Consider the following 26074-nt stretch of genomic DNA (forward strand, 5'->3'; position numbering starts at 1 on the left):
CACGCTTCCCGCCTACCCCGGCCTGCCTCGGCAGGCCACTTCAAAGCACCCGGCTTAATCTTCTTCGGCAGCGACGGCATCACCAAATATTGATCTGGGTTGCACACAGCAGCCAGCGGGCCCGATACAATCAATAAATCGTCTGCATAGCATGCCCAGTCAAGGACAGCCCAATGAAAACCGTCATCAGCATCAGCCTGGAAAGCTCGGATCACGACTATGAATTCGAGACCGAGTTTCTCGGCCAGACTTTTCGTATCCAACGCATCGGGGTGGATAAAGATACCAAGCAGGCAGAGCTGCTGATCCGGCAATGGCAATACAAAGCCGATGCCATCGCCCTGGAAGGATTGCGCGATCACCAACGGGTGGGCACCTTTGAACTGCAACAAAAGCTGATCAAACACCTGGAAAGCGCCAGCCAGAACATTCCCGTGACCAGCGGCACCCGCTTACGTGAAATACTGCAGGAATGGGCCATACGCCATACGCAAAACACCCAGAAGGGCTTTTTCAACAACAGTAACGTACTGCTGTTCAGCGGCATGAATCATTACCGCACCGCCCGCGTGCTGACCGAGTTCAGCGAAAACCTGCGCTTTGCCGATCCGGTCCTGCAGCTTGGGATACCCAAGTTCCTGTCCTCTTTTGATGCCCTGGAACTGTTTGCCAAAGGCAGCCATCAGATTTTGCGCTGGAGCCCTCCCCATGTACTTTCCCCCAGCGTGGCGCCCATCAAGGAATGGAATCACTACATCATGCGCAAAGCCATGCACAAGGCAGACGTGGTGGTGGCATTTTATGAAGAACTGGAACGCTACGGACTGGAAGAACTGGCCGGTAAAACGGTCATTACCTCATCGGTTTCCGAAGCCCGCCTGCAGGCTCTGCGTGACAAAGGCGTGCACATGGTGCTGGATTACTCACCACAGCCGTTTGCGGAGCAAACCATCAGCATTGTGGTGCTGGAAGCCATGATCATGGCAACGGTAGCAACGCAGGGCGGACAGGTAACCGATGATGATCTGGTGGAGATCATTGCGGACCTGGAACTGGAACCCCGCACCCTTTACCCCAACGGCTTTAAACGCACCAGCCGGTTTGCCTTTGTGATTCACCCCCTGTCGCAACAATATTTTCGCAACGCCAAGCCATTGGACCTGGTGTCCAAGGTCTCACCCCCGCTGGTCATGAACACTCTGGAGCGCATCATTGCCTATGCACCGCCGTTTGTGTATTCACGGGTAACCGGCGTGCAATCACCCACCGGTGCCGAAGCCGAAGGCTGGCTGATCACGGTAGGCGGCACCCCCAGGGAGATCATGTCCCACAGCCCGGAATTCACCTATCGCCGCTTACTGGCCGCAGCGGACATGGCCAAAAAACTGGGCGCACAGATCATGGGCCTGGGTGCGTTCACCAAGGTGGTGGGCGATGCCGGCGTCACCGTGGCGAAACGGGCTCCCCTGCCCATCACCACAGGCAACAGCTACAGCGCGTCCGGTGCGCTGTGGGCCGCCCATGATGCGGTTCAAAAACTGGGCCTGGTGAGCGTGGGCTCCAGCGGCAAAATGGCGGGCAAAGCGATGGTGGTGGGCGCCACCGGTGCCATTGGGTCGGTGTGTGCCCGCCTGCTGGCCAAAGCCGCAGACGAAATCTACCTGGTGGCACCGGAACCGGCCAAGCTGTTGGCCCTGAAAGAAGACATTGAACAGGAAACACCCGGAGCACAGGTGCATGTGACCGCCAAAACCGAAAAATACCTGGGTGACATGGACATGATCGTGACGGCCACCTCCGGTGCCGGCAAAAAAATTCTCGACATCATGCGGGTGAAACCCGGTTGCGTGATTACCGACGTTGCCCGCCCCCTGGACATTCCCCCCCAGGATGTGGCCAAGCGTCCGGATGTTCTGGTGATCGAATCCGGTGAGATCCGCCTGCCGGGAACCGTACACATGAAAGACATCGGCCTGCCCAAAAATGTCGTCTATGCCTGCCTGGCGGAAACCATAGTATTGGCACTGGAAGGCCGCTTTGAGAACTTCACCCTGGGCCGAAATATTGAATGGGAGAAAGTGCGCGAAATCTACAAGCTCGGCTTGAAACACGGCATGCAACTGGCCTCCATCTCCGGTGTCAACGGTGTCTACACGGAGGAGGACCTGGCACGGGTACGCACGCTGGCCCTGGATAAGCGGCCGGAGCTGAAGGCACTGCAACAGCAGGCAACCCTGCACTGACCACCACCCACGGCGGCAGTCAAAAGCAGCTCACTCAAAATCGAGCGTGGCCCCCAGTTTTTTCCAGATATCCTGCTCCTGCTGGAGATCCGCCAGCAACAACGGCTGACGGTTGATCCAGTCCGGCTCGAACGCCAGATGGATGGAATCCCCTTGCACCGCAATACTGAACACAGGCAAGCCGGCATCGCGACGGGAACGGTTAAACACCACGGCGAGCCGCAACAACATGATCAGGCGCCGCACTTTATCCAGCAGGTGCGGTAACACCTCATCCAGCATCGCAGTACGCACTTTACGCCGGTGACAGCCCACCAGGGTTGCCATGATTTTCTGATCCTGACGGGTAAAACCGGGCAAATCAGAATAACTGAGCAGATAGGCGCCATGACGATGGTAACCGGAATGGGATACCACCAGTCCGATTTCGTGACACAACGCCGACCAGTTCAGCCAATCCTGACAGTACGCCCCCAGATCCCAGGCCTGTTCCACCCGGCGGAACAGGTCCATCGCCGTTTGTTGTACCCGTTCGGCCTGGGTTTCATCGACACTGTAGCGTTTCATCAGGGCCCGTACCGTGCGTTCACGTACGTCCTCCGGGGCGTGACGCCCCAGCATGTCGTACAGAATACCTTCCCGCATGGCACCGTCGGAGAATCGGGCTTTTTCCACGCCCAGCTGCTCGAATATGGCAATCAGGATGGCCAGCCCACTGGGCAGCACCGTACGCCGGTCCACCTTGATACCCGCAATGTCGATATCATCGAGAGTGGAAAACGAAAGCACCTTGTCGCGCAACTTGTACAGCCCATCAAGATGAATGCCATCCTGATACCAGCCGTGTTCAATCAGTGCGTTCTTGATCGCCTTGACGGTGCCGGAAGCACCCACCGCCGCACCCCAACCGGCATCGCGGTAACTGCGTTCAATGGAGGTTAACTCCAGCCGCGCCCGAATCACCGCGCGACGAAAACCCTGTTCGCTGATCTGGCGTTGTGGAAAGAAACGTTCCCGGTAGGAAACACAGCCCATGTGCAGGCTTTCCGTGAGAATGGGCTCAAAGCCCTTGCCGATAATGAACTCAGTGGACCCGCCACCAATATCGAACACCAGACGATGGCCGTCTTCCTGCGCCAGGGAATGGGACACCCCCAGGTAAATCAGACGCGCTTCCTCACGGCCATTGACCACCTCCACCGGGCATTTGAGAATCTTGCGGGCTTCCCGCAAAAACGCATTACCGTTGCGGGCCTTGCGTAAGGTATTGGTGCCCACACAGCGCACATACCTGGGGCTGATGCCTTCCAGGCACTGGGCAAAGCGCCGCAGACACGCCAACCCCCGTTCCAGGGCGGCCTCATCCAGACTGTTGTCTTCCTGCAAACCGGTGGCCAGCATGACCTTTTCAGCAATTTTCTGCACCGGCCGGATTTCGCCGGATTCAGTGCGGGCTATCACCATATGGAAACTGTTGGACCCCATATCAATGGCGGCCATGTGGGGGATTTCGGAATCGGTAACAGTGGGCAATTCAGTCAAGACAGGGCATCCACTCTCTGTACAGCCATTGGCAGCTGCAAAAATTGGTTTGATGTCGTAAGCTAGCTCTAATCAGATTAGACCATTTTGATAATCAGCTGATCATACCATCATAATGAGGCAGTGGCAGTGCGAAATGCCGCGCCCCTGAGATTGAAACTCCCCACCGCGGGACGTACAATCTGCCGGAACAAGATTTGTATAGGGTCCATATCTGGTCGGAAATCCGCTGGATATGACACAACTGGAGAGACAAATGAGCGACATCGTAAACGTAACTGACGGCACCTTTGACGCCGAAGTACTGCAATCAGACAGTCCGGTACTGGTGGATTACTGGGCCGAGTGGTGCGGCCCTTGCAAAATGATTGCCCCCATTCTGGACGAGATCTCCGGTGAATATGATGGCAAATTGAAAATCGCCAAGTTAAACATTGACGAGAACCCCGATACGCCTCCCAAGTACGGGATTCGCGGCATTCCGACCCTGATGCTGTTCAAAAACGGCAATGTTGAAGCAACAAAAGTAGGCGCCTTGTCAAAATCCCAATTGACAGCGTTCCTTGACAGTAATATATAATACCCCCAGCCCCGACCTTCATCGGTCGGGGGCCCTTTAGTGTTTGTGTCTTCAACTTCTATTGACAAGCTGGAAGCGCAACGCGGAGAGCAGTTCCAGGCATCTCATCGATTCCTCACCTCAATGCATCATCATTTACAACCGTTCGTGACGAATCGCTTTACCATGTTTGATATTGATATGCTGGACGCCTTGGCAAGCGAGTGCTAGATTGACTTTATCGCTCCCTCTTTATGGAGCTGCAATTCCTTAATCTGAAACCGAATGAGTCTCTTTAGCGCCCTGCCTCGCGTCTGTAATGCCGGGTTTCGGCTCTCCTTACCTTTAAACAATCAATTATGACCTCCACGGAAATGAATCTCACCGAACTTAAAACAAAACCAATTGCTGAACTTGTAAATGTCGCTTCCGAAATGGGCCTGGATAACATGGCTCGCACCCGTAAGCAGGACGTGATCTTCAGCATTCTTAAAAAACACGCCAAAAGCGGCGAAGACATCTTCGGCGATGGTGTGCTGGAAATCCTGCAGGATGGTTTTGGCTTCCTCCGCTCCGCCGAGGGTTCTTACCTGGCCGGCCCTGACGATATCTATGTATCTCCCAGCCAGATACGCCGTTTCAACCTGCGTACTGGCGACACCGTTTCCGGGAAAATCCGGCCGCCCAAAGAAGGCGAACGTTATTTTGCTCTGTTAAAGGTCAACGAGATTAATCTGGATCGACCAGAGCAAGCCAAGAACAAAATCCTGTTTGAAAACCTGACACCGCTGTTTCCCCAGGAACGGCTGATGATGGAAATCGGCAACGGCAGCACGGAAGACATCACCGCCCGTACCATCGACCTGGTGGCCCCCATCGGCAAAGGTCAGCGTGGCTTGATCGTGTCACCGCCCAAGGCCGGTAAAACCCTGATGCTGCAGAACATCGCCCATTCCATTTCACGCAACAGCCCCGATTGTCACCTCATCGTACTGCTGATCGACGAACGTCCTGAAGAAGTGACTGAGATGCGACGCACCGTGCGCGGCGAAGTGGTGGCCAGCACCTTTGATGAGCCTCCCGCGCGTCACGTGCAGGTGGCTGAGATGGTGCTGGAGAAAGCCAAACGCCTGGTGGAACACAAACGGGACGTGGTGATTCTGCTGGATTCCATCACCCGTCTGGCCCGCGCCTACAACACGGTAATCCCCTCTTCCGGCAAGGTACTCACCGGTGGTGTGGATGCCCATGCCCTGGAACGCCCCAAGCGTTTCTTTGGTGCGGCCCGAAACATCGAAGAGGGCGGCAGCCTGACCATTCTGGCCACGGCTCTGGTGGACACCGGCTCCAAGATGGACGAGGTTATTTTTGAGGAATTCAAAGGCACCGGTAACCAGGAATTGCATCTGGATCGCCGGATCGCTGAGAAGCGCGTCTTCCCGGCCATCAACATCAACAAGTCCGGCACCCGTCGGGAAGACTTGCTGACCTCGGAAGATGAGCTGAAAAAAATGTGGATTCTACGGAAAATCCTCCACCCCATGGACGAAATCGCAGCCATGGAATTCCTCATCGATAAGATGCGCGATACCAAGACCAATGAAGAATTCTTCGACTCCATGAAGCGCAAGTAACACCGTACACGGCCGCCACCGGTAACAGGGTCGCGGCCGCATCCTTTTATGACTCATCAGATTACCTTTCTGCCCAGCCGGCTAACCCTGCAGGCCCAGGCTTGTGAAACGGTTTTGCAGGCGGCCACACGCCAGGGATTTCGTGTGCCGCGGGCCTGTGATGCCGGGGTCTGCCACCTCTGTAAGGGGCGCCTGATGGCGGGCAAAGCCCGACACAAGCACGGTAATATTACCCTGGATGCTTCCGATGGGCCCGTGGAGCCGGTATTCTGTTGTTTAATCTACCCCATATCTGACCTGCAAGTGGAGATCGAGCACGTGTTAGCACCGGGACAACTACCTAGCCAAGAAGTCACTGCGAAAATCCAATCCATTGAGCAGGCAACTCCGGATGTAAAGATCGTTCAGCTGTTGTTGCCGGCGGGCAAAAAAATCGACTTTCATCCCGGACAATACCTGCAAATTATCATCGATCCGGAAACCGTTGCTGCCTTTTCCATTGCCAATGCACCCCGCGAGGATCGCACTATTGAGCTGCATATTCGGGAGGCCCCGGACAGCGATTCCTATGCGCTTTTGGCCAAGCGCCTGCAAGAGGGTGAGCTGCTGCAACTGAGCCTGCCCCACGGCGAAACCACCCTGCATAAACTACAGGATGATAAAAAGCTGATCTTCATTGCCGCCAGCACCGGTTTCTCCCAGATTCGATCGCTGCTGGAGGGCATGGTTGCCGCCGGTGACGAGCGCCCGGTAACCATCTACTGGGGCGCCCGGACCGCCCGCGACCTGTACCGCCATGACGACATGAAGGCTTACGCTTTCCTGCATCCCCAGTTCAAGTACATACCGGTGGTTTCGGATCAGCCTGAATGGCCGGCCCGCAAAGGCCTGGTTCACGAGGCCGTGCTCAAGGATCTGCAAGCGGATTTCAGTCATTGCACCATTGTCTGTGGCGGTTCACCGGCCATGGTATACGCCACCCTGGATGACTTTGTTGCCGCCGGGATGCAGCCGGAACAAATGATCTCCGATGTGTTCGATTACGCCCCCAGAGACCCGAAAATGTAGCGGAACTATTGACCTGCATGCGCTGATTCCGCCGCCCGCTTCGCTATAGTAGTGGTTTCCGTAACGGCCAAGGCGCAGTCATGAGCGATAACAATCAGTTCAGCATTCAGGTGCAACTTATTGAAGACTATCTCTTCAAGATAGATTTTGGGGAATTCGGCGACGTGCTGACCGATGAACCACCACCATTAGGTGGTGGTGAGGGCCCCAATCCGGCCCGTTTGGTGGCCGCGGCCGTGGGCAATTGCCTGTGTGCCAGCCTGTTGTTTTCCCTGCGCAAACAGAAAGACTCCCCCGGGCAGGTGAGCGCCACGGTAGAGGGCGAACTGGAACGCCAGGATGGCCGTTGGCGCATTGGCCAACTGAACGTGGTGTTAGAGGTGGAAAATCCGCAGAATCTGCCACACCTATCCACTGCGCTGGAACAGTTCGAGGATTTCTGTGTGGTGACCCAAAGTATTCGCAGCGGCATTCCGGTCAATGTCAGGGTGCAGGATGCCACGGGCAAACCACTGCAATGACCTGGGCACCTGCCCCTTACAGCGGGGATTTCTCCGCCGCAAACCCAACCCGGAATCCCCCCCAATGCTGCCCATCCACGTAGATGGGCACGGACAGATCATGCATGATTTCTCCGGTATCCCGCTTGTAGGTCTGCAACAGGAATGAATCCGTGTGACTGCCGCAGCGCAGGCCGGTGGGATCATTAAAGATGCGCTTACTGCGGCTCTTCACCAGATCCACGGCGTAATCACCGGTGACGGGATGGTCAAAGCACTTGTTGTGGGTGGGAAAGTATCCGTTGATATCCACTGCTCCGGCATAAACGATTGCTTTGTGCCGTTGCAGAATGGCCTCCTGAATGTCGGGAAACGCCTTATCGGTGAAGCCATCGTAAGCTGTGTGATATTTCTGGGGATCGGTATTGGGAATCGGCTGGTAATCCCGGCTGAACACCTGGGATTTGCTGAGCACCCCTTGCCGGATCGCTTCTTCCAATACCTGCGCCACGCGGGTGGCGGCCTGCTGTGCCTCCTTCAACACCACCTGGTCAAAGGTGCGGGTATCCCATGCGGCCAGCTCACGATAAATGATTTCGGCGTTTTCAGAAAGACGGTCGGCCTGGGCGGAAATATGCTGTGTGCTCTGGCCGGAATCGGTCAGGGCCACCCGAATGTGCTCAATGGACTGGGCGATGCTTGCCACATTCTGGGAATGTTCCTGCAGCGAGTGATCCACCGTTGCCAGTGATTGGGCTGTACTGTCAATCTCCGTTTGAATGGCGGCAAAGGTACCCTCGAACTCCTGTACCCCCCCCACTACAGCAGAACAGCGCTGGGTGACTTTCGCCATAATGTCACCCGTGATGCCGGTTTCCTGCCGCACCTCTGCGAGCATATTGGCGATATCGTCTGTGGCGTGGGCGGTTTTCTGGGCCAGGTTGCGCACTTCATCGGCCACCACGGCAAACCCTCTGCCCTGCTCGCCGGCACGGGCCGCCTCTATTGCGGCGTTCAACGCCAGCAAATTAATGTTGTCGGCGATGTTCTCAATGACCTCGGTAATGCGTTGGATGGCATCGGCTTTTTCCTGCAACTTGCTCAAGCTGTGAGAGGCATCCTGCACTTCCCGGTTCAGCCGCTCCACTTGCTCCGCGTTGCGCTGCACGTTTTCCTGACCCTGGCGGGTGGTTCCGGCTGCGCGCTGGTACTGCGAGGTCATATCCTGTGCCTGTTGGGAAATGGCGACAGTGGTTTGCGTCAATTGCTCGGCAGCGCTGGCAATATCATCCGCACTCTGACGATTGCGATCCACTGACTCATGCAAGCGATCCACCAAAAAGGACACTTCCGCCGAGCCAATGGCCATGCGGCTGGTTTGCCGGGAAATTACATGGGCGGAATCATCAGGGGACCCGCTGGCGGCGGTGGATCTGAATTCAGGCGCCGGCTGACGAACCCGGGAACCGGTCCAGCGCCACAGCCCCATGTACGCCCCACTGAACAGGATACTGCCGGCGAGCCAGGCACTCCAAACCGATAAAAAGGCCCTCTGGGTCAACCACACCACCACACCACTGACCACTACGGCGGCCACGACACCGCCCACCCATGGCGGTAGCCTCCCTGTATTCTTCGTCATGTGCCTTTCCTCCTGCCACACCTTGAGTTTAGTCGGTATCGCAGGAATCCACATAGGTGCCGGCCACCGGCAGGCCATGGGGCTATTCAGGATTCGGCATGGGCAGGTCCGGCAGGCGCTCCGCTATCAGCGCCAATCCGGACTGGAAATGCTCGTTACTGGCTTGATGATCACCCAGATGGCTGAGCAAACGCCCCAGCTCACCATAGGCCTGGGCACTCTTGCGGGAACGCAGGCTGGCTTCAAAATAGCCTTTTGCCCCTTCCCAGTCCTTACGCTGCAGACTCAGGCGCCCCATGGTCAACAATAACATGGGATTATTGGGACGCTCCTTGAGCCAGTTTTCACACCATAGGAACTGCTTTTCCACATCCCCGCCACTGATACGCCCATAAACCTGCACCAGGCCATCATCCCAGTTCTTGCGCAGCAGGTCGGTAATGACCCGCTCCGCATCCACCGGCGCGTCCGCCGCAATGAGTGCATCGGCATAGATTTTTACCAGGGACGGTTCCGTATGGAACTTCTTGGGGACCTGATGCCAGGCATCCTTCAGGTTGCGCTGCCTGTCGGCGTCGGTTTCCCCGCGCAAGGCCCGCTTCAACTTGCCCTCGTAACAGGCCCGCGCCAGGCGGCCGAACTCGTCCTGGCTCACCAGCTTGTGCTTTTTCATGGCCGGCAGCAATTCACGCAGGCTTTCCCAGTCTTCCAGTTCCAGATAGACCTTGGACAGCATTTTGACCACGTAGGGGTAGCTGGGGGATTTCGGCTCACGGGATAGTTTCATGAGGGTGGCCAGGCACTCTTCCCAGTGGCCGCTTTGGTATTGCAGGCGGGCTTTGGTGAGGCTCACCGCCGCATCGGCGCCTTTGGTGGTTTCATGGGCCAGGCGCAAATAGTTGTCCCGTTCATCTTCCCTGCCCTGCTCATGGGCCGCCTGGGCGGCAGTGAGATAATTGATCAGGGGTACATCGTTGCCGCGGGCGGCCTTGGCCAGCAGCTTTTCCGCGTTGCTCCAATCCCCCTGCGCCAAGGCGATCAAACCGTCGGTGGTGAGCCGGTTGTGGTTGCTGCGAAACCATTGCAGGCGCAGCAAGCGCCGTAACATCACCACCAGCCAATAACCAGCGCAAGCCAGCAGGATGATCACCAGCACCCCCACCAGCAGACTGGTTTCGAAGGTATGCTTGCCATGGGCCAGCAGGATGTAACCGGGATCCTTGGCCACCGCCTTGAAAAACAGCGCCCCCACCAGGCTGCCCATCACCAGGAACATAATGGTGGAGCCTTTAATACGCAGTAAATTCAACAGCGCACTCACCGGGACGCCTCCTGGCCGGCTGACTGCTGTTCAAGCTTAAGCGCCTGTTGCTCCCGAATCAGTTTTTCCTTGTTCCAGTAATCCCGAAACACCCGCACCGCGCGGGTGGATTCTTCGATGGTGGGCAGCGCCGGCCGCAGCTTGACCGACAGCAATTCACTCAACTCGGCGACAAAAAACTGGGTTTCGCCGGTGCGCTGCTGGATGTACATTTCCACCCGCTCCCGGGCCCCGGTGAGGCTCACCCGATAGGCTTCGTTATCGCCCCGCAGCAAGGCAAGCTGCGCCTGCTGCAGCAACATGATAACGTTGCGGGCCAGAAATTCACGATCCTCCGTGAGGGTGATGGGCCGCCCCTTGGGATGCTTCTGGTAATCATAGAGCGAGCTCAGGAAACGCTTGAAACGATACCAGAACAACGCCAGCCCTTCCTCCGGTAACGCTTCCCCCGCTTGCGGCTGCAGCGGCTCCTGCTTCAACTCGAAGCTGGGAATGCCCAGTTTCACCACCCGGTCACTGAGCGCACTCAGGCGCAGAAAGATGCCTTCCACATCCACATTGGTGTCCGCTGCCAGCTTGAGTTTGTGCACATCCCGCACCAGGGCTTCGCGCAGGGGCCGGGCACTGGGTTCCTGCATGGCGCGGACAATATCGTCTGCCTCCTGCAGCAGGGCCAAGGCGCCGCGGGCATCCCCCAACAGGGTCAGGCGCTGCTCCGCCACGGTAATGAAGTGTTCCACCTCCCGCAGCATCCAGTCGATGCGGTGGGCACCGCTGATGGCGGCAATGTCTTTTTCCAGCACTGAAATGCGCGATTGCAGCAGCTCCCGGTTCTGGTTGGCACTTTTCAGCGCATCCCGTTCCTGCTTGAGCTGCTGGGTCAGTTGGGTAATATCCCCTTCCAGCTTGTCGAGCCGGCCGGCACGGGATTGCAAGGTGGCATTGAGTGCTTCGCGATCGGCAAGCAGTTGGATCTTCTCCTGCTGGAACAGGTAGAACTGGTAGCCCACCAGGGCTGCGGCAGCTACCGCCAGCAACAGGCTCAGCGCCAGTACCGTGCGCGGCAACCAGCCCAGCCGGGCCTGCACCGGCGCCGGCTTGGCGCGCTTTATTTTATCCTGAACGGAGGGGGGAGCAGTGGAGGCGACCACGGAGGTGGACATTGCTGGTTTGTTGGTGTTTTGATCCGGGTTCTCGCCCTGGTTGTGTTCGGTCATGGAATTCCTGTACGCCTTATCATTCCCGTTGTTGAATGGCGGTAATTGCCTGAATCATATCAGAGGCGGCCGGACTGTTCGCCTGCCATACATCAAGGAACCCCTGTTCGCGGGCAAACTGCGCCAGCCGTGCGCTCACCACCACCAGAGGACATTGCTGCAGCTGGGCCACAGCTTCCCCCACCATGGCCATGAGATTACGTAATCCATCACCGCTTGTCACGGTTAGAATAAGCCCTTGCTGCTGCAGGGCCTGCAGCAGCGGCGTGACATCGGCGCTGGGTTTGATGCGCCGGTAGAGTTCCAGATAGTCCACCCGGGCTCCCCGCCGGCGTAAGGTTTCGGCCAGGGTTTCGCGGCCGCCTTCACCGCGCAGGATCAACACCCGCTGATCAGTCAGGTGCTGTAACTCGGGCCAGTCCAGCAGGGTTTCGCTGGTTGCGCCCTGCTGGGCCACCTTCAGATTCAGTCCCCAACCGGACATGGCGGCACCGGTGGCGGGGCCCACTGCCGCCCATTGCTGTTGTACCGGCCATTGGGGCCAGTAGTCCGCCAGCACCTCCAGCCCCAGGCGGGCCGCATTGGGCGACACGCAGATCACATGGGCATACTGATCCAGATCCAGAACCAGGGCACGCTGCCGGGAGCCGATTTCAAGGGGTTCAATGTCCAGTGTGGGCAGCTCAATGACCCGGGCACCAGCCTGTTGCAGGGAATCTGTGAGGGCCTCCGCCTGGTCCCGGGGACGGGTCACCAGCACCACGGCCTCACTCAAAGGGCCTGCCGGGGTCACGGCTGCGCCTGGTGATAGAGCCGCGTCAGGATGTCGCCGGCCCCCTGCTGCAATAATGCTTCCCCCAGTTCACGCCCCAGGGCTTCCGCCTGGTCCCGGTGACCACGGACCTCGTGGCGTACAATCCTGGACCCATCCGGCTCCCCCACCAGCCCACGCAACCAGATCTGGTCGCCATCGAGCAACGAATATCCTGCTATGGGCACCTGGCAACCACCTTCCAGGCGATTGTTCATGGCACGCTCCGCCAGCACCCGGGTGGTGGTGTCGTCGTGTTTAAGGCATTGCAGAAATTCAATAGTGCGCACATCGTCCAGGCGGCATTCAATGCCCACGGCACCCTGCCCCACTGCCGGCAGGCTTTCCTCCGGAGGCATGGCCCGCCGAATACGGTCATCAAAGCCCAGCCGTTTGAGGCCGGCGGCGGCCAGAATGATGGCATCAAACTGGCCGTCATCCAGCTTTGCCAGGCGCGAATTTACATTGCCGCGCAGATCCACGATCTTCAGGTCAGGGCGGCGCTCCCGTACCTGAGCCTGGCGGCGCAGGCTGCAGGTTCCCAGCACCGCGCCCTGCGGCAGGTCATCAATGCTGTCATAATGGTTTGAGACAAAGGCATCGCGGGGATCTTCCCGCTCGCAAATCACCGCCAGGCCCAAGCCATCGGGAAACTCCACCGGCACGTCTTTCATGGAGTGCACCGCGATATCCGCCCGCTTCTCCAGCATGGCCACTTCCAGCTCTTTGACAAACAGGCCTTTACCACCCACCTTGGCCAGTGGCGTATCCAATATGATGTCGCCACGGGTCTTGATGCCCAGCAATTCCACACTGAGCCCGGGGTGCGCCTGTTCCAGTTGATGTTTTACGAATTCGGCCTGCCACAGGGCCAGAGGACTTTTTCGGGTGGCTATGCGAATCACATCGCGGGGTGCTTGTTCTGTCATGGGTTACCGCCTTGCTTGCAATGGCGCAACCCTATCACATCAAAGGCTTTGAAGCAGCTTCTTGACCGCTGAGGCGTGGCGGCGGCTCACTGTGAGGCGCTCATCAATGCCCTGAATACGCAGCTGGTACTGGTTGCCCTTGTGCTCCATGCCCTCCACGTAATCCAGCGCCACCAGCGCGTTGCGATGTATGCGCAGAAAGCGGTCACCAAACTCCGTTTCCAGATCCTTGAGGGTTTCATCCAGCAGGGTTTCCCCCTGGCTGTGACGCACTGTGACGTACTTCTGATCGGCCAGGAAGTAGCGCACATCCGCCACCGGGATCAGCTCGATACCGCGCCGGCTGCGGGCGCTGATGTATTCCCTTTCCTTGTTGTCGGGATCGCTGTCGTCCCCCAGCTCCCGGCGTACGGCATTCATCTGTGCCTTGTTGATGCGGCCGGCCTTGTTGAGGGCTGCCTCCAGATCATCCTGCCGTACCGGTTTCATGAGGTAATCCACCGCATTCACCTTGAAAGCCTCAATAGCGTGTTCATCGTAGGCGGTACAGAAGATGATGGCGGGGGGGCTGTCGCTGTCACTGAGGCGGGATGCGGCCTGCAGACCATCCATGCCAGGCATGCGGATATCCAGCAGAATCAGGTCCGGGTAGACCTTGGGTACCATTTCCAGGAGTTCCTGACCGTTTTCCGCCTCCCCCACGCACAGGGTTGCCGGCACCTTCTCCAGCATACGCCGTAACCGGTCACGGGCCAGAGGCTCATCATCACATATCAACACTCGGATCATCGGGCCACACTTCTCTTATTGTTCTGGTTTTTCAGGTGCGCGACTCAGGTGATTTAATCATCGCCATACCTGTAACCTTAGCATGGAACCGCCCTGAGAATAGAGCACCACTTCAACCTTTTTGGGTGTTTTGTATACTTTAAAGACCACAAATAGCCATGAATTCCCAGATCTCACAGGTCACTTGGCGGTATTCGTTACCGGGTAGGGGTAGGAAAGCCGGGTGATGTAGCGATTACCTTCGGCGTAACCGGTCAGCTTGGCACGATCACCGTACAAGGCCGCCAGACGGTTGCGGGTATTCTCCAGCGCCATGCGGTTGCCATGGGGCTCCATAACACCGGCTTTCGCCACATAGGGGTTGGTGATGGTGATCTCGAACACCCCATGGGAATAACTGGCCAGGATTTCCACGATACCGCCTTGCGGCAGGGGCTGCACACCGTGCAGTACCGCATTTTCCAGCAGGGGCTGCAGGGTCAACAGGGGGATGCGCACCTGCTGCGGTACGCTACGGATCTCCCACTGCACATCCAGCCGCTTGCCCAGCCGCAGCTTCTCGATATTCAGGTACTTGTTGCAAAGGTCGATCTCTTCATTCAGCGGCACCTGATTGCCCACATGGTTGAGACTGGCACGAAACAGGGCCGACAGATCCTCCACCACGGTTTCCGCCGTGCGCGGATCGGTTTCGATAAGGCTGGCAATGATGTTCATGCTGTTGAACAGAAAATGGGGGCGAATGCGGGATTGCAGGGCCTGTATGCGGTGCAGCAATTCAGACTGGCGGCGGGCAATCAGCATGGCCTGCAGGTAAAAGTAGCGGATCACCAGGCCGCCGATGATGGCGGCAATGGCCACATGGGTAAGCACCGGGTTGGAAAACAGAATTCCCGCAATGGTTTGGTTGGGGTTGAAGCTGAACCAGGTTTGGCTGATGGCGCTCATGATCCAGGTATTGGCCGGTATCAGCAGATAGCTGATCAACACCGCCCGCTGCTGGGGCAAGGTACGCAGATAGCCCCGCAGTTTGCACAGAATCCCGGCGCTGGACAGGGCCACCCACTGCACAAACAGGGACACCAGCCCCAACTGCATCCAGTCAAAGCCGAACAGGCTGCTGTCCACCATGACAATGACCAGTGAAAACAACTCGGCGATGATCACCAGAAAGAACACCGACTGGCGATCGCAGAGATCCGGCAGGAAGAAGGTTTCCTCCTGCTCCGGGTGGGCTTTTACCGACTTGCTCATTCCGTGGTGGGTCCTTATGGCTTGTCAATGGCTGCGTGATATACTCGCGGCTTCGCATTTTGGTGCTTCGCGGTCACCTGCAAACAGACCAAGCATTCCAATCAGTATAAGCCAAACCCGCTTTGGCCGAGTGTAAATTACCCGTACAGGATTCACCATGTCAGACGCTTCCAACACCAAGTCCAGCAACCCGCCCGCACAGAACATCCAATGGGGCGGGCGCTTCACCGAAGCCACGGATGCTTTTGTCCAGGTGTTCACCGCTTCGGTGGACTTTGACCAGAAAATGGCCGAGCAGGATATCAACGGTTCCATTGCCCACGCCACCATGCTGGCCCAGGTGGGTGTACTGAGCGAGGCAGAGAAAACCACCATCATTGATGGCCTGGAAGCCATTCGCCAGGAGATCCGCAACGGCGAGTTCCAGTGGTCGGTGGCCCTGGAAGACGTGCATATGAACATCGAAGCCCGCCTGACCCAGCGCATCGGCACCACCGGCAAAAAACTGCATACCGGCCGCTCCCGCAACGATCAGGTGGCCACCGACATACGCCTGTACCTGCGGGACGCCATTGACGCCATCCTCAGCGAGTTGACCCGCCTGCAAACCGGGCTGTTGGAGCTGGCCGAGCGCGAGGCAGATACCATCATGCCGGGATTTACCCATCTGCAAACCGCGCAACCGGTCACCTTCGGCCACCACATTCTGGCCTGGAATGAAATGCTGTTCCGCGATCACGAGCGGTTGCTGGACTGCCGTAAACGGGTCAATCGCATGCCCCTGGGTTCCGCCGCCCTGGCCGGCACCACCTACCCCATCGACCGTACCATTACCGCCAAACTGCTGGGTTTTGACGGCATTTGCGAAAACTCACTGGACGGTGTCAGTGATCGCGATTTTGCCATCGAATTCTGTGCCGCGGCGGCGTTGGCCATGACTCACCTGTCACGGTTCTCGGAAGAGCTGGTGCTGTGGGCCTCGGCGCAATTTGATTTTGTGGATCTGCCGGACCGCTTCTGCACCGGCTCCTCCATCATGCCGCAAAAGAAAAACCCCGATGTACCGGAGCTGGTGCGCGGCAAAACCGGCCGCGTCAACGGGCACCTGATTTCCCTGTTGACCCTGATGAAATCCCAGTGCCTGGCTTACAACAAGGATAATCAGGAAGATAAAGAGCCCCTGTTCGACACCGTGGACACCCTGTTCAACTGCCTGCGCGCCTACGCGGACATGATGCCGGCCCTGCAGGTCAAGAAAGACAACATGCGGGAAGCGGCCCGACGCGGCTTTTCCACCGCCACCGACCTGGCCGATTACCTGGTGAAAAAAGGCATGCCGTTCCGGGATTCCCATGAGGTGGTGGGCAAAGCCGTGGGTTATGGCGTGGCCCAGCAAAAGGATCTGGCGGAAATGTCATTGCAGGAATTGAAGCAGTTCAGCGATATCATCAGCGACGACGTATTCGAGGTATTGACCCTGGAAGGCTCGGTAAACGCCCGCAATCACCTGGGGGGCACGGCACCCGACCAGGTGCGCGCCGCCGCCGGACGGGCACGGCAAAAACTGGCGCAAAGAGCCTGAGCCAGCACGGGTAACCCGGTTTTATGGCCTGGGAAGCATGGTTGACCATCGGGCTGCTTATAGCGGTGCTGACAACGCTGATCATCACCGAGCTTTCCCCTCATCTGGTGATGATGGCGGCGCTGTCGGTGCTCAGCGTCAGTGGTGTGCTGAGCGCCGATGAAGCGCTGCGGGGTTTCAGCAATCCCGGCCTGATGACGGTGGCGGCCCTGTTTATTGTTGCCGCCGGCATGCAGGGCTCCGGCGCCATACACACCATCGAAAACCGATTGCTGGGGCAACCCCGATCCACCACCCTGGCCACACTGCGCCTGTGCGCTCCGATGATGGTGCTCAGTGCGTTTCTCAACAACACCCCCGTGGTGGCAACACTGATTCCCACCGTGCGCAGTTGGGCAACGAAAATAGACATACCGAGTTCCAAGCTGCTGATACCGTTAAGTTACGCCTCCATATTGGGCGGCACCCTCACGCTGATCGGCACCAGCACCAATCTGGTGGTCAGCAGTCAGTACGCAGAACTCACCGGCAACGAGCCCCTGGGTCTGTTTTCCATCACCGTGGTTGGTCTGCCGGTGGCGCTGTTCGGCCTGCTGCTGTTGATCTGGGTGGTACCCCGTTTGCTGCCCCACAAACATAGGCAACAGGCCTTTGCTAAACTCAGGGAGTTTACCCTCGACGTGGTGGTGGACAGCAACGGGCCCCTGGTGGGAAAAACCATTTCTGAAGCCGGGTTGCGTAATCTGAAGCGCCTGTTTCTGGCGGAAATCGAACGGGATGGCAGCCTGCTCACCGCTGTATCACCGTTGGAAACATTGAAAGGTGGTGATCGACTGACCTTTGCCGGAGATACGGATGCCCTGTCCGATCTACTGGCCATTCGCGGTATCCTGCCGTCCAATCATCAGGATGAAACGCCCCTGGAACTGGACCGGCCCGAGCGCTGCCTGGTGGAGGTTGTGCTGTCGCCCCACTCCGCCGTGTTGGGCCTGACCATCAAGGACAGCCAGTTCCGGGATCGCTATGGCGCCGTGGTATTGGCGGTGGCCCGCAACGGTGAACGGGTGGCACAAAATCTGGGGGCCACTCGATTGCGGGCCGGTGACACCCTGCTGTTGGAGGCACGCCCGAATTTTGTCCGGCAACAACGGCTCAATCGCGACTTCCTGCTGGTCAGCGATCTGGGACGGGAATCCGTACGCCACAACAAGGCCACCCTGGCCTGGCTGATATTGGCTACTGTCATCATCAGCGTCACCTTTGGACTGACCAGTATACTTAATGCCGCCCTATTGGGGGCCGCGGCCATGATCGCATTGGGTTGCTGCTCTGTGGCCCAGGCCCATCGCAGCCTGGACTTGCCGGTGCTGATCACCATCGGTGCCTCGTTCGCCCTGGGCACCGCGTTGCATAAAACCGGTGCGGCGCAGCAACTGGCTATGCTGATCATTCACATCAGCTCAAACAATCCCGTGTTGTTGCTGATCACACTCTACCTGGCAGTTTCATTACTGACGGAATCCATCACCAACAACGGCGCGGCCATTCTCATGTTGCCGGTGGTACTGCAAATCACCGGGCAAACAGGCCATGATCCGATACCCTTTGTGCTCACCATTATGATGGCAGCATCGGCCAGCTTCGCCACACCACTGGGCTATCAAACCAATCTGATGGTCTACGGCCCCGGCAACTATTCTTTTCGGGATTTTCTCAAGGCGGGCCTGCCCATGAACTTGCTCATTGGGGCCGCCACCATCATCAGCATTGTGTGTCTGTTTGATATCAGTCCAGGCGCGTGATGGTAACCTTGGCAACCGGGCCGGACCAACCAAACTGGGCCACGCTCAAGTCGCCTTCCCCATGGGTACCCGGTGCCGGATAGACAAAACCTTCACCATCCACCGCTGGCGAGTAGCCCTCACCACCACAGGTTGGCCCCGGCACACTGGCACAAAGCTCATCGTTGGGTTCACTGCCGGCGTCGTAGGCATCGGCCAGATAGCTGACACTGCCATGCCGGGGCAAACGCACCCCATTCAGGCTGACAAAGGTATCATTGGTGGGTAACAACATCGCCGCCAGACTCAGCTTGCCCCACCACACCCCATAGACAGGCGTGGTTAATTCAAAGCTTACTGATTCACCGGGCATCAATAACCCGCCGGTGGAAGCGGTACCGAACACAGCGGCCGACCCATCCAACAGGGTTTGCATGGGTGCAATGTTGCCGCCTTCTGCAATCTGCGCGATCTCGTCAGTTGCGCTTTCCCCGATTTCAAAAAAACTCAGCGCGGCACTGTGGGCTGCGGCAATGAACGGTGTAAATTTGACACCCTTGGTGATGTTGGTAACGGTGACCTCATACTGGGCCTCATGGCTTTCCGCATTGGCAACTCCGGCAAATGACAATGCAATAACTGCCCCTAACGTAATTCCGGTTTTCATAAGCACAATCCTCGAGTTTTTATAGGGTTTCCTGGCAAGCGACCTTGCCTGCCCTCACCATAATGAACTCAAGTTGTCACGCAGCCCTCACCGGTTTCTCACAAAAGTATCACAACCTGTTTTTATCCACTGAGTTCGAACTCAAAGGTTGTGCCCTGATGCAACTGGCTCTGCACCTTGATTGAACTCAAGTGCAGATCCAGAATGCGTTTCACGATTGCCAAGCCCAATCCAGTGGAAGTCAGGGACTGCTGACGGGCATCCTTGACGTGAAAAAAACGATTAAACACATAGGGGATATCCTGCTGTGCAATGCCGTCTCCGGTATCGCTGACGGAAACCCTGACACCGGATTGCATGCGTTGAATCTGTATCACCACCCCGCCGCCACGGGGTGTGTGACGCAAAGCATTATCAAGCAGGTTCTCAATCACCCGTTCGATCAAGCGAATATCCGCGTTCACCCGGGTATCATCAAGATCGCCGGTTACCCTGAGTTCAATGCCCGCCTCATCGGCTCGCATGGAAAAATCCTGCACCACATCCTGGATCAGCTCAGCCATGGAGAACGGCTCTTTGCGCGGCTCCACGGCATTGCTATCGAGCTTCGCCAACTCAAACAAATCGGCCACCAGGCGCCCTAGACGCTGGCCATGGTTGCGGGTGATTTCCAGATACTGCAACTGCTGTTCCCCGTTGAGTTCGTTGTGCTTCAGCAACAGTGTTTCAATGTAGCCCAACATATTGGTAAGCGGGGTTCGTAAATCATGGGAAATGTTTGCCACCAACTCACGCCGCATATCATCTGCCTGCCGAATCTGCTCCACCTGGCTGGTGATGCGGCCCTGCATCGCCTGGATCGCCGCCTCCAACTGCTGCAACTCGTCTCCGTGTGGCGCAATGTTTTCGTGATCCGTTGGATGATCATTAAAAAACTGCTCGGCCTGCCACGACAGATGCTGCAGCCGGCGGGTAAAGCGGTAGAACAAGAGCAGTGCGCTGAGCAAGCCAAACGCCAGACACCCCAGCACAGCCAGCGCACTGACCCTGAACACCTGGCTCTGCACGATGGAGTCCTCCACCACATCCTGCCGCTTGCCTTGTAATACGATATAGATGTACCCCTCCGGCTTGTTATTGAAACGCACTTCATGGGCACTGAAAACTTTACGCCCGGCTAAGCTTCCGGGATCATCCCCCAGCACCGGCAAGGCTGCAGTGCCCCGCAAAAACCTCAATACCGGTGCCAGATCCACCCGTTTGCGCAACACCTGATCCTGCGGCAGGGCATGGGCCAGAATCCGGCCGCTCAAATCCAGCAGATATACCTCGATGGAAGGATTAATGATCATGGCATGATGGGCCAACTGCTTCAGCGCATCGGTATTGGCAATACCATTGGCGATCAACTGCAGTTCATCGCTGACATACATGGCCACCGATTCATTTAAACGCTGGGTGACGGCCTGAGAATAACGGTTCATGGCCTCACTGGTGAACCACAGCACCAGCGCGCCCACCACCACAAAGACACACACCAGCCCCAATGCAATTTTGATATAAAGCCGCTTAAACATGACTACTGCCCAAATCGATACCCTACACCCCATACCGTTAAAATATGGGTGGGCTTGGCGGGATCCGGTTCTATTTTTGAACGCAGACGATTTATGTGCGAATTGACAGTGTGCTCATAACCATCGTGGCCATACCCCCAAACTGAATCCAGCAACTGCGTGCGACTGAACACGCGACCCGGGTGGCTGAGAAAGTGGTGCAACAAATCAAACTCCTTGGCGGTTAACTCCACTGCGCTGCCCTCCTGCAGGACCTGGCGTTTGTCCACATCCAGCACGATGGACCCTGCCACCAGGGTGGCGCCCTCTTCGTGCTGAGACACAGCCCGTCCCATGGCATCACAGCGACGAAAGATTGCCTTTACCCTGGCCACCAGTTCCTGCACCGAAAAAGGCTTGGTCACATAATCATCAGCACCGATTTCCAATCCCAGCACCCGGTCCAGCTCCGTGGACTTTGCTGTCAACATCAGGATCGGTACATAGGACTGGCTGCTGCGCACCTGCCGACAGATTTCCAGGCCGCTGATGCCCGGCAACCGCAAATCCAGAATGATCAGATCCCAGGAACGCTGCAATGCATTCCTGAGCCCCTCATGGCCGTTATCCACCCAAACCACTTCAGCACAACAATCCACCAGATGCAGTTGCAACAGTTGGGCAATATCTTTTTCGTCCTCAACCAGCAAAATGGACTTTTCCATAGCATTCGCCGCCTTTTTTATTACCAATAACAGAAATCCGTCACAGAAGTATCACAGAGTTAGATGCATGAAAGCTGTCGGTGTTACGGCGATAATGTGTATACTGCGCACCATAGAGTGTTGTTATGAATAACTCACTGATAATTATAAAAACAAGAATATGTCTACACTGATTCGATTCTCTGCGCTTTACCTGATGTTCGGCCTGACCGGATGCGATCTGATGGATGATCTGCCCATCGGTAAAGGCTACTCAGCCAAACATCTTTGCTCCTTTATTTTTACCAGTGGCCTGGACGAAGACCTGGTGCGTGATACCTTCATTGCGCCCAAGGTGGAGCCCTTGCCCTGGATATGGGACCTGGCCATTGATGCCGAGCGTAAAACAGTGCAGGTGAAGGACATCATCTTTGGCGAAGGCGCCGGCAGCGCCACTGCCGTGTACCGGCCCGGCAAGGGCTGTACGCTGCTGGTTGATCAACCCGTGGACGCGGTCAACGCCCTGCCCTTTGCCCCCCTGACGCCACCCACCCTGCCAGCCGATGAAGCCTGGCCCTATGGTGCCAGCAACGCGCTCAGCCGGGTGCCGGGTGTTGATATTGAACGCCTGCAGGACACCCTTGACGTAACCTTCAGCGAACCGCCCGGAGCAACCGTACTGACGACTGCCGTGGTAGTGGCCTACCAGGGTCAGTTGATTGCCGAGCGCTATGCCCTCGGCGTCACCCGGGAAACCCTCCTGCCGGGGTGGTCCATGACCAAAACCATTACCGGAACGCTGGCGGGTATTTTGGTGGATGACGGCACTTTCAAACTGAACGCGCCCGCTCCGGTGCCGGGCTGGTCTGATACCGAAAAAGACAGCATCACCCTCCAGCATCTGTTGCACATGTCATCCGGCCTGGAAGTGAACGAGGATTATTCCGGCTTTTCCGATGTCACCCAGATGCTGTACCGGGAGAGTGATCAATACGCCTACGCCGTGAACCAACCGGTGGTGATGCCACCCTATACCGAGTTCAAATATTCCACTGCGGAAACCAACCGTCTGGCGGCAGCAATCCAGTCAGCCGTCGGTGGCACCCAGCAGGCGGTGTACGAGTTCTATCAGCAGCGTCTGTTCCACGCCATCAACATCATCCATGCCATTATCGAGTTCGATGCCAGTGGCAATTTTGTCGGTGGCGCCTACGGCTATATGCCGGCGCGGGATTGGGCCCGCATCGGCCAACTGTATCTACAAAAAGGCCGCTGGAATGACAACCAGGTGCTCTCGGAAGACTGGGTCAGCTTCGCCACCAGCCCGTCACCGGTAGCGAAACACTATGGCGCCCATATGTGGCTGAACAGCGATGGCCGGCGTTGGCCCAACGTACCCTACGACGCTTTCGCTCTGGTTGGCCATCAAGGCCAGCGGGTGGTGGTCATCCCCTCACGGGAGCTGGTGGTGGTACGCACCGGCGTCACCGAAGATCGTGATTTGCAAAACCAGGTCATGAATCAACTGCTGGAGGGCATCCTCAGTGCCCTTCCGCAAAGGCATTCCCTTTGAACAGCTAAATCTGGGCAGCCGATTCTGAGCAGCGAAATCAGGCAAACTCCGGCGGCCGCAATCCGGTGGCAGGCAACGGGCCTTGAATTTCAGCCGGCTTAAGTGGATCATGAACAACACCGTCTTGGTAAAATTGAACCCATGCCATATCGCCTGACCCTGACTTTTCTGATGACGCTTCTGGTTGCCTGCGCGACCCACTACCGCGTCGCCACCGATTATGACGAACACTATACCTTTGCCGGTAAAACCACCTATGCCCTGATCACGCCGGAGGCGATCCAGACCACCCGCAACGATCTGCTGCGCACGCGCATTGAAACGGCGTTGCATCAACAACTGCAGCAACGGGGTTGGCAAAAAGTAGAGCGGGGTAAAGCCGCCCTCTGGATCAGTTATTTCGCCACCAGCGAGCGGCAACAGGATGTGCGAACCTACCAGCGCTACAACAGTTTCTATGGCTACGCCCGCTGCTATCGCTGCTACTACCCGGTGGCCGCCACCACCGAAGTTCAGGTGGTGGATTACACGGAAGCGACACTGATGGTGGATGTGATCGACCCGGCCAGCAATACCCTCAAATGGCGCGGCTCTACCAGCAACAAGGTCACCACCTCCTGGGCCGACAGCATGACCGTGGCAGAACGCACCGAGCGCGTGAACCAGGCGATCGCCGCCATCTTGCGGCAGTACCCGCCCAACGTTCCCCCCCAATAGCCGCTCTACCGCCCTTAGCCTGAACTATACTGGGTATACCCTTATTCAGCGTATACGGAAGCACCGGCAACTGATGGTTTGGCTATGGCGTCATTCAATCCGAACTATATTACTGATTTTGCTGGCTCTGTATGGCCAGGCACAGGCGGTTGTGACCCTCCACGATCACACCCCCGACATTAACATCGGCCGCCAGATCGACATACTGGAAGACCCTGGTGGCTCCCTGACGCTTGAGCAGGTGCGCGCATCAGACAAATTTGTACCCTCCCCAGGGCTGCGTCCCAGCTTTGGTTTCAGCTCATCGGCCTACTGGGCTCGTGTGCGCGTGGCCAACCTCAGCAGTAAACCGGACTGGCTACTGCAGGTACGCTATGCCCCCTTGGATTTCGTGGATTTTTACACTCCCGATGCCAACGGCAGCGATGAATACCGCGTGCAGCGCAGCGGCGATCTGGTGCCACCCGATGGAGGCAAACGAACCCGTACCTACCTGCAGTTTTCCTTACTCAATGAAGAGCGGGTGCACACCTATTACCTGCGCATTAAAACCCAAAGCTCCGTCATTCTGGACCTGAAAATTCTGCAGCGGGACACACTGATCACACAGACCATTCACGAGCAGTATTTTCAAGGTGCCTACTTTGGCCTGATGTGCGTGATGGCTCTGTATAACTTTTTTGTTTTCCTGGTGATCCGGGATCGCAGCTATCTGTACTATACCGGTTTTATCACCAGTACTGCGGTGTTTCAGATTGCCCTGCACGGCTACGCGGGGGTGCATTTCTGGCCTGAAAGCGTGTGGTGGAATAACATCAGCAACCTGTTCGCGGCCTGCCTTTCCGTAGGCTTCTGTGGCAAATTTGCGCAGAATTTTATCCAGCTGAAACAGTACTATTACACCCTGGACAGGGTAATCAGCTGGTCGGCAGCAGGCTGCTTCTGCATTGGCGCGGCCAGTTTGGTCATCAACTACCAGACCATCGTGACGCTGATTTCCATTGCCGGGTTTGCGGTGGTCACCCTGACGCTGATAGCAGCCGTTCTGGCCTGGCGCAAGGGTTCACGTCCGGCCGGATTCTATCTGATCGCCTGGATCGTTTTACTTACTTTTGCACTGCTTCACATACTCATTATCCTGGGCATCCTGCCCAGCCACCCCGTACTGGAAAACTCGGTACAGATCGGCGGTGCGGTGGAGGCCATTCTGCTCTCCATGGGGTTAGCGGACCGCATCAGCACACTGCAGAAAAATGCGTTGACGATCGCCAATAACGCCAGCCAGATGCAGGATGCGTTTATGTCCTCCACAGCCCAGGCACTGCTCACGCCACTGAGTAAAGTGCGGCAGAGCCTGAGTGAACTTGAACACAGCATCAACACCGAATCAGACCGGCAATGGATGAAAACAGCCAGCGATGCCAGCGCTTATCTGATGAATCTGATTGAGTCCATGAGCCAGTTTGTGGCATTACGGCGCGGTACTGCACAATTGAATTGCACCCGCATCAACCTGAAACCGGTGCTGCGCAGAATCCATGATTATTTCGAATCCATCAACGACAACGACAGCCTGCACTTTCACTTTTCCTGGGATGCGCGCTTACCCGACCACATCATCGCTGACGCAGAGAAAATCGCATCGGTGACGGTTGAGCTGATGCAGAATGCCCGTACTTTTACCCAGCAGGGACACGTAGCGTTGAGGGCTGAGTTGGTACCCGAACCCAAACCACTACTGCGCCTGTCGGTGGGCGACAGTGGCCCGGGAATAAGCCCGGAAAAAATAGAATGCATTGAACACAGTTTTAAACTGGGAACACAATCCCCGTTCAATCTTCAAGGTGGTGCAGGGCTGGGATTAACCATGAGCAATGACATGCTGAAATTGATGCACAGTCACCTCATTATCACATCAAAGCCCGGCCAGGGTACTACGGTGCATTTTGACCTGCCCTTACAGGAAGCACCTTGATTGGGAGTCA

General features: G+C 57.0%; 21 protein-coding genes. 10 read left to right on the plus strand and 11 right to left on the minus strand.

Going from position 1 to position 26074, the window contains the following annotated elements:
• Window positions 1-173: 173 nt before the first annotated feature.
• Window positions 174-2243, plus strand: a complete 2070-nt coding sequence (locus D9N13_RS06510) for a dehydrogenase (RefSeq protein ID WP_290587447.1) — start codon at window positions 174-176, stop codon at window positions 2241-2243.
• A 30-nt stretch (window positions 2244-2273) separates the two neighbouring features.
• On the opposite strand, the gene ppx is transcribed toward D9N13_RS06510, so the two are convergent.
• The gene (gene ppx / locus D9N13_RS06515; RefSeq protein WP_411268138.1) at window positions 2274-3785 is read right to left on the minus strand and encodes an exopolyphosphatase; all 1512 of its coding nucleotides are present in this window, start codon (window positions 3783-3785) and stop codon (window positions 2274-2276) included.
• Window positions 3786-4041: 256 nt separating this feature from the next.
• Here ppx and trxA point away from each other — a divergent pair, with 256 nt between their 5' ends.
• From trxA to D9N13_RS06535, 4 genes are all read left to right on the plus strand, one after another.
• Window positions 4042-4365 (plus strand): thioredoxin TrxA, encoded by a 324-nt coding sequence (trxA, locus tag D9N13_RS06520; RefSeq protein ID WP_290587449.1) that lies wholly within the window; start codon window positions 4042-4044, stop codon window positions 4363-4365.
• Window positions 4366-4718: 353 nt separating this feature from the next.
• A complete protein-coding gene (gene rho, locus D9N13_RS06525) occupies window positions 4719-5978 on the plus strand; it encodes a transcription termination factor Rho (RefSeq protein WP_290588144.1) in 1260 nt (419 codons plus the stop codon).
• Between the two features lie 48 nt (window positions 5979-6026).
• Window positions 6027-7046 (plus strand): 2Fe-2S iron-sulfur cluster-binding protein, encoded by a 1020-nt coding sequence (locus D9N13_RS06530; RefSeq protein ID WP_290587451.1) that lies wholly within the window; start codon window positions 6027-6029, stop codon window positions 7044-7046.
• An 80-nt stretch (window positions 7047-7126) separates the two neighbouring features.
• Window positions 7127-7567 (plus strand): OsmC family protein, encoded by a 441-nt coding sequence (locus D9N13_RS06535; RefSeq protein ID WP_290587453.1) that lies wholly within the window; start codon window positions 7127-7129, stop codon window positions 7565-7567.
• Between the two features lie 16 nt (window positions 7568-7583).
• Here the strand turns inward: D9N13_RS06535 and D9N13_RS06540 are convergent, their stop codons facing one another.
• The 7 genes from D9N13_RS06540 to D9N13_RS06570 all read right to left on the minus strand — a co-directional run bounded on the left by D9N13_RS06540 (window position 7584) and on the right by D9N13_RS06570 (window position 15509).
• Entirely contained in the window at window positions 7584-9188 is a 1605-nt protein-coding gene (locus D9N13_RS06540; RefSeq protein WP_290587455.1) for a methyl-accepting chemotaxis protein, read from the minus strand.
• An 82-nt stretch (window positions 9189-9270) separates the two neighbouring features.
• Window positions 9271-10509 carry a heme biosynthesis HemY N-terminal domain-containing protein gene (locus D9N13_RS06545; RefSeq protein ID WP_290587456.1) on the minus strand — a complete coding sequence of 413 codons (1239 nt, stop codon included), beginning with the start codon at window positions 10507-10509 and terminating at the stop codon, window positions 9271-9273.
• Window positions 10506-11726 (minus strand): uroporphyrinogen-III C-methyltransferase, encoded by a 1221-nt coding sequence (locus D9N13_RS06550; RefSeq protein WP_290587457.1) that lies wholly within the window; start codon window positions 11724-11726, stop codon window positions 10506-10508. The genes D9N13_RS06545 and D9N13_RS06550 overlap by 4 nt, the downstream gene beginning before the upstream one ends.
• Before the next feature lie 19 nt (window positions 11727-11745).
• A complete protein-coding gene (locus D9N13_RS06555) occupies window positions 11746-12519 on the minus strand; it encodes a uroporphyrinogen-III synthase (RefSeq protein ID WP_290587458.1) in 774 nt (257 codons plus the stop codon).
• Complete coding sequence (gene hemC, locus D9N13_RS06560) at window positions 12516-13466, minus strand: hydroxymethylbilane synthase (protein WP_290587459.1); 951 nt, start codon at window positions 13464-13466, stop codon at window positions 12516-12518. The genes D9N13_RS06555 and hemC overlap by 4 nt, the downstream gene beginning before the upstream one ends.
• Before the next feature lie 39 nt (window positions 13467-13505).
• Window positions 13506-14252: a LytR/AlgR family response regulator transcription factor gene (locus tag D9N13_RS06565; protein ID WP_290588146.1), complete on the minus strand. Its 747-nt coding sequence runs from the start codon at window positions 14250-14252 to the stop codon at window positions 13506-13508.
• Between the two features lie 183 nt (window positions 14253-14435).
• On the minus strand, window positions 14436-15509 hold the full coding sequence (locus tag D9N13_RS06570) for a sensor histidine kinase (RefSeq protein WP_290587460.1): 1074 nt from the start codon (window positions 15507-15509) through the stop codon (window positions 14436-14438).
• A gap of 157 nt (window positions 15510-15666) precedes the next feature.
• Here D9N13_RS06570 and argH point away from each other — a divergent pair, with 157 nt between their 5' ends.
• Both argH and D9N13_RS06580 read left to right on the plus strand, forming a co-directional pair.
• Window positions 15667-17091, plus strand: coding sequence for an argininosuccinate lyase (gene argH / locus D9N13_RS06575; protein ID WP_290587461.1), 1425 nt, complete (start codon window positions 15667-15669; stop codon window positions 17089-17091).
• Between the two features lie 23 nt (window positions 17092-17114).
• Window positions 17115-18893, plus strand: a complete 1779-nt coding sequence (locus tag D9N13_RS06580; RefSeq protein WP_290587463.1) for an SLC13 family permease — start codon at window positions 17115-17117, stop codon at window positions 18891-18893.
• On the opposite strand, the gene D9N13_RS06585 is transcribed toward D9N13_RS06580, so the two are convergent.
• The 3 genes from D9N13_RS06585 to D9N13_RS06595 all read right to left on the minus strand — a co-directional run bounded on the left by D9N13_RS06585 (window position 18877) and on the right by D9N13_RS06595 (window position 21820).
• Window positions 18877-19539 (minus strand): spondin domain-containing protein, encoded by a 663-nt coding sequence (locus D9N13_RS06585; RefSeq protein WP_290587465.1) that lies wholly within the window; start codon window positions 19537-19539, stop codon window positions 18877-18879. The genes D9N13_RS06580 and D9N13_RS06585 overlap by 17 nt on opposite strands.
• A 122-nt stretch (window positions 19540-19661) precedes the next feature.
• Window positions 19662-21116, minus strand: coding sequence for a sensor histidine kinase (locus tag D9N13_RS06590; RefSeq protein ID WP_290587467.1), 1455 nt, complete (start codon window positions 21114-21116; stop codon window positions 19662-19664).
• 2 nt (window positions 21117-21118) lie between these two features.
• Window positions 21119-21820, minus strand: a complete 702-nt coding sequence (locus D9N13_RS06595; RefSeq protein WP_290587469.1) for a response regulator transcription factor — start codon at window positions 21818-21820, stop codon at window positions 21119-21121.
• A gap of 160 nt (window positions 21821-21980) precedes the next feature.
• Here D9N13_RS06595 and D9N13_RS06600 point away from each other — a divergent pair, with 160 nt between their 5' ends.
• The 3 genes from D9N13_RS06600 (at window position 21981) to D9N13_RS06610 (ending at window position 26064) form a co-directional block, all read left to right on the plus strand.
• Entirely contained in the window at window positions 21981-23372 is a 1392-nt protein-coding gene (locus D9N13_RS06600) for a serine hydrolase domain-containing protein (protein WP_290587471.1), read from the plus strand.
• A 141-nt stretch (window positions 23373-23513) separates the two neighbouring features.
• Window positions 23514-24089, plus strand: coding sequence for a DUF4136 domain-containing protein (locus D9N13_RS06605; RefSeq protein WP_290587473.1), 576 nt, complete (start codon window positions 23514-23516; stop codon window positions 24087-24089).
• A gap of 151 nt (window positions 24090-24240) precedes the next feature.
• A complete protein-coding gene (locus tag D9N13_RS06610) occupies window positions 24241-26064 on the plus strand; it encodes a sensor histidine kinase (RefSeq protein WP_290587475.1) in 1824 nt (607 codons plus the stop codon).
• Window positions 26065-26074 lie beyond the last annotated feature (10 nt).

Source organism: Ketobacter sp. GenoA1, from assembly GCF_003671475.1.
Taxonomy (GTDB): Bacteria; Pseudomonadota; Gammaproteobacteria; order Pseudomonadales; family Ketobacteraceae; genus Ketobacter.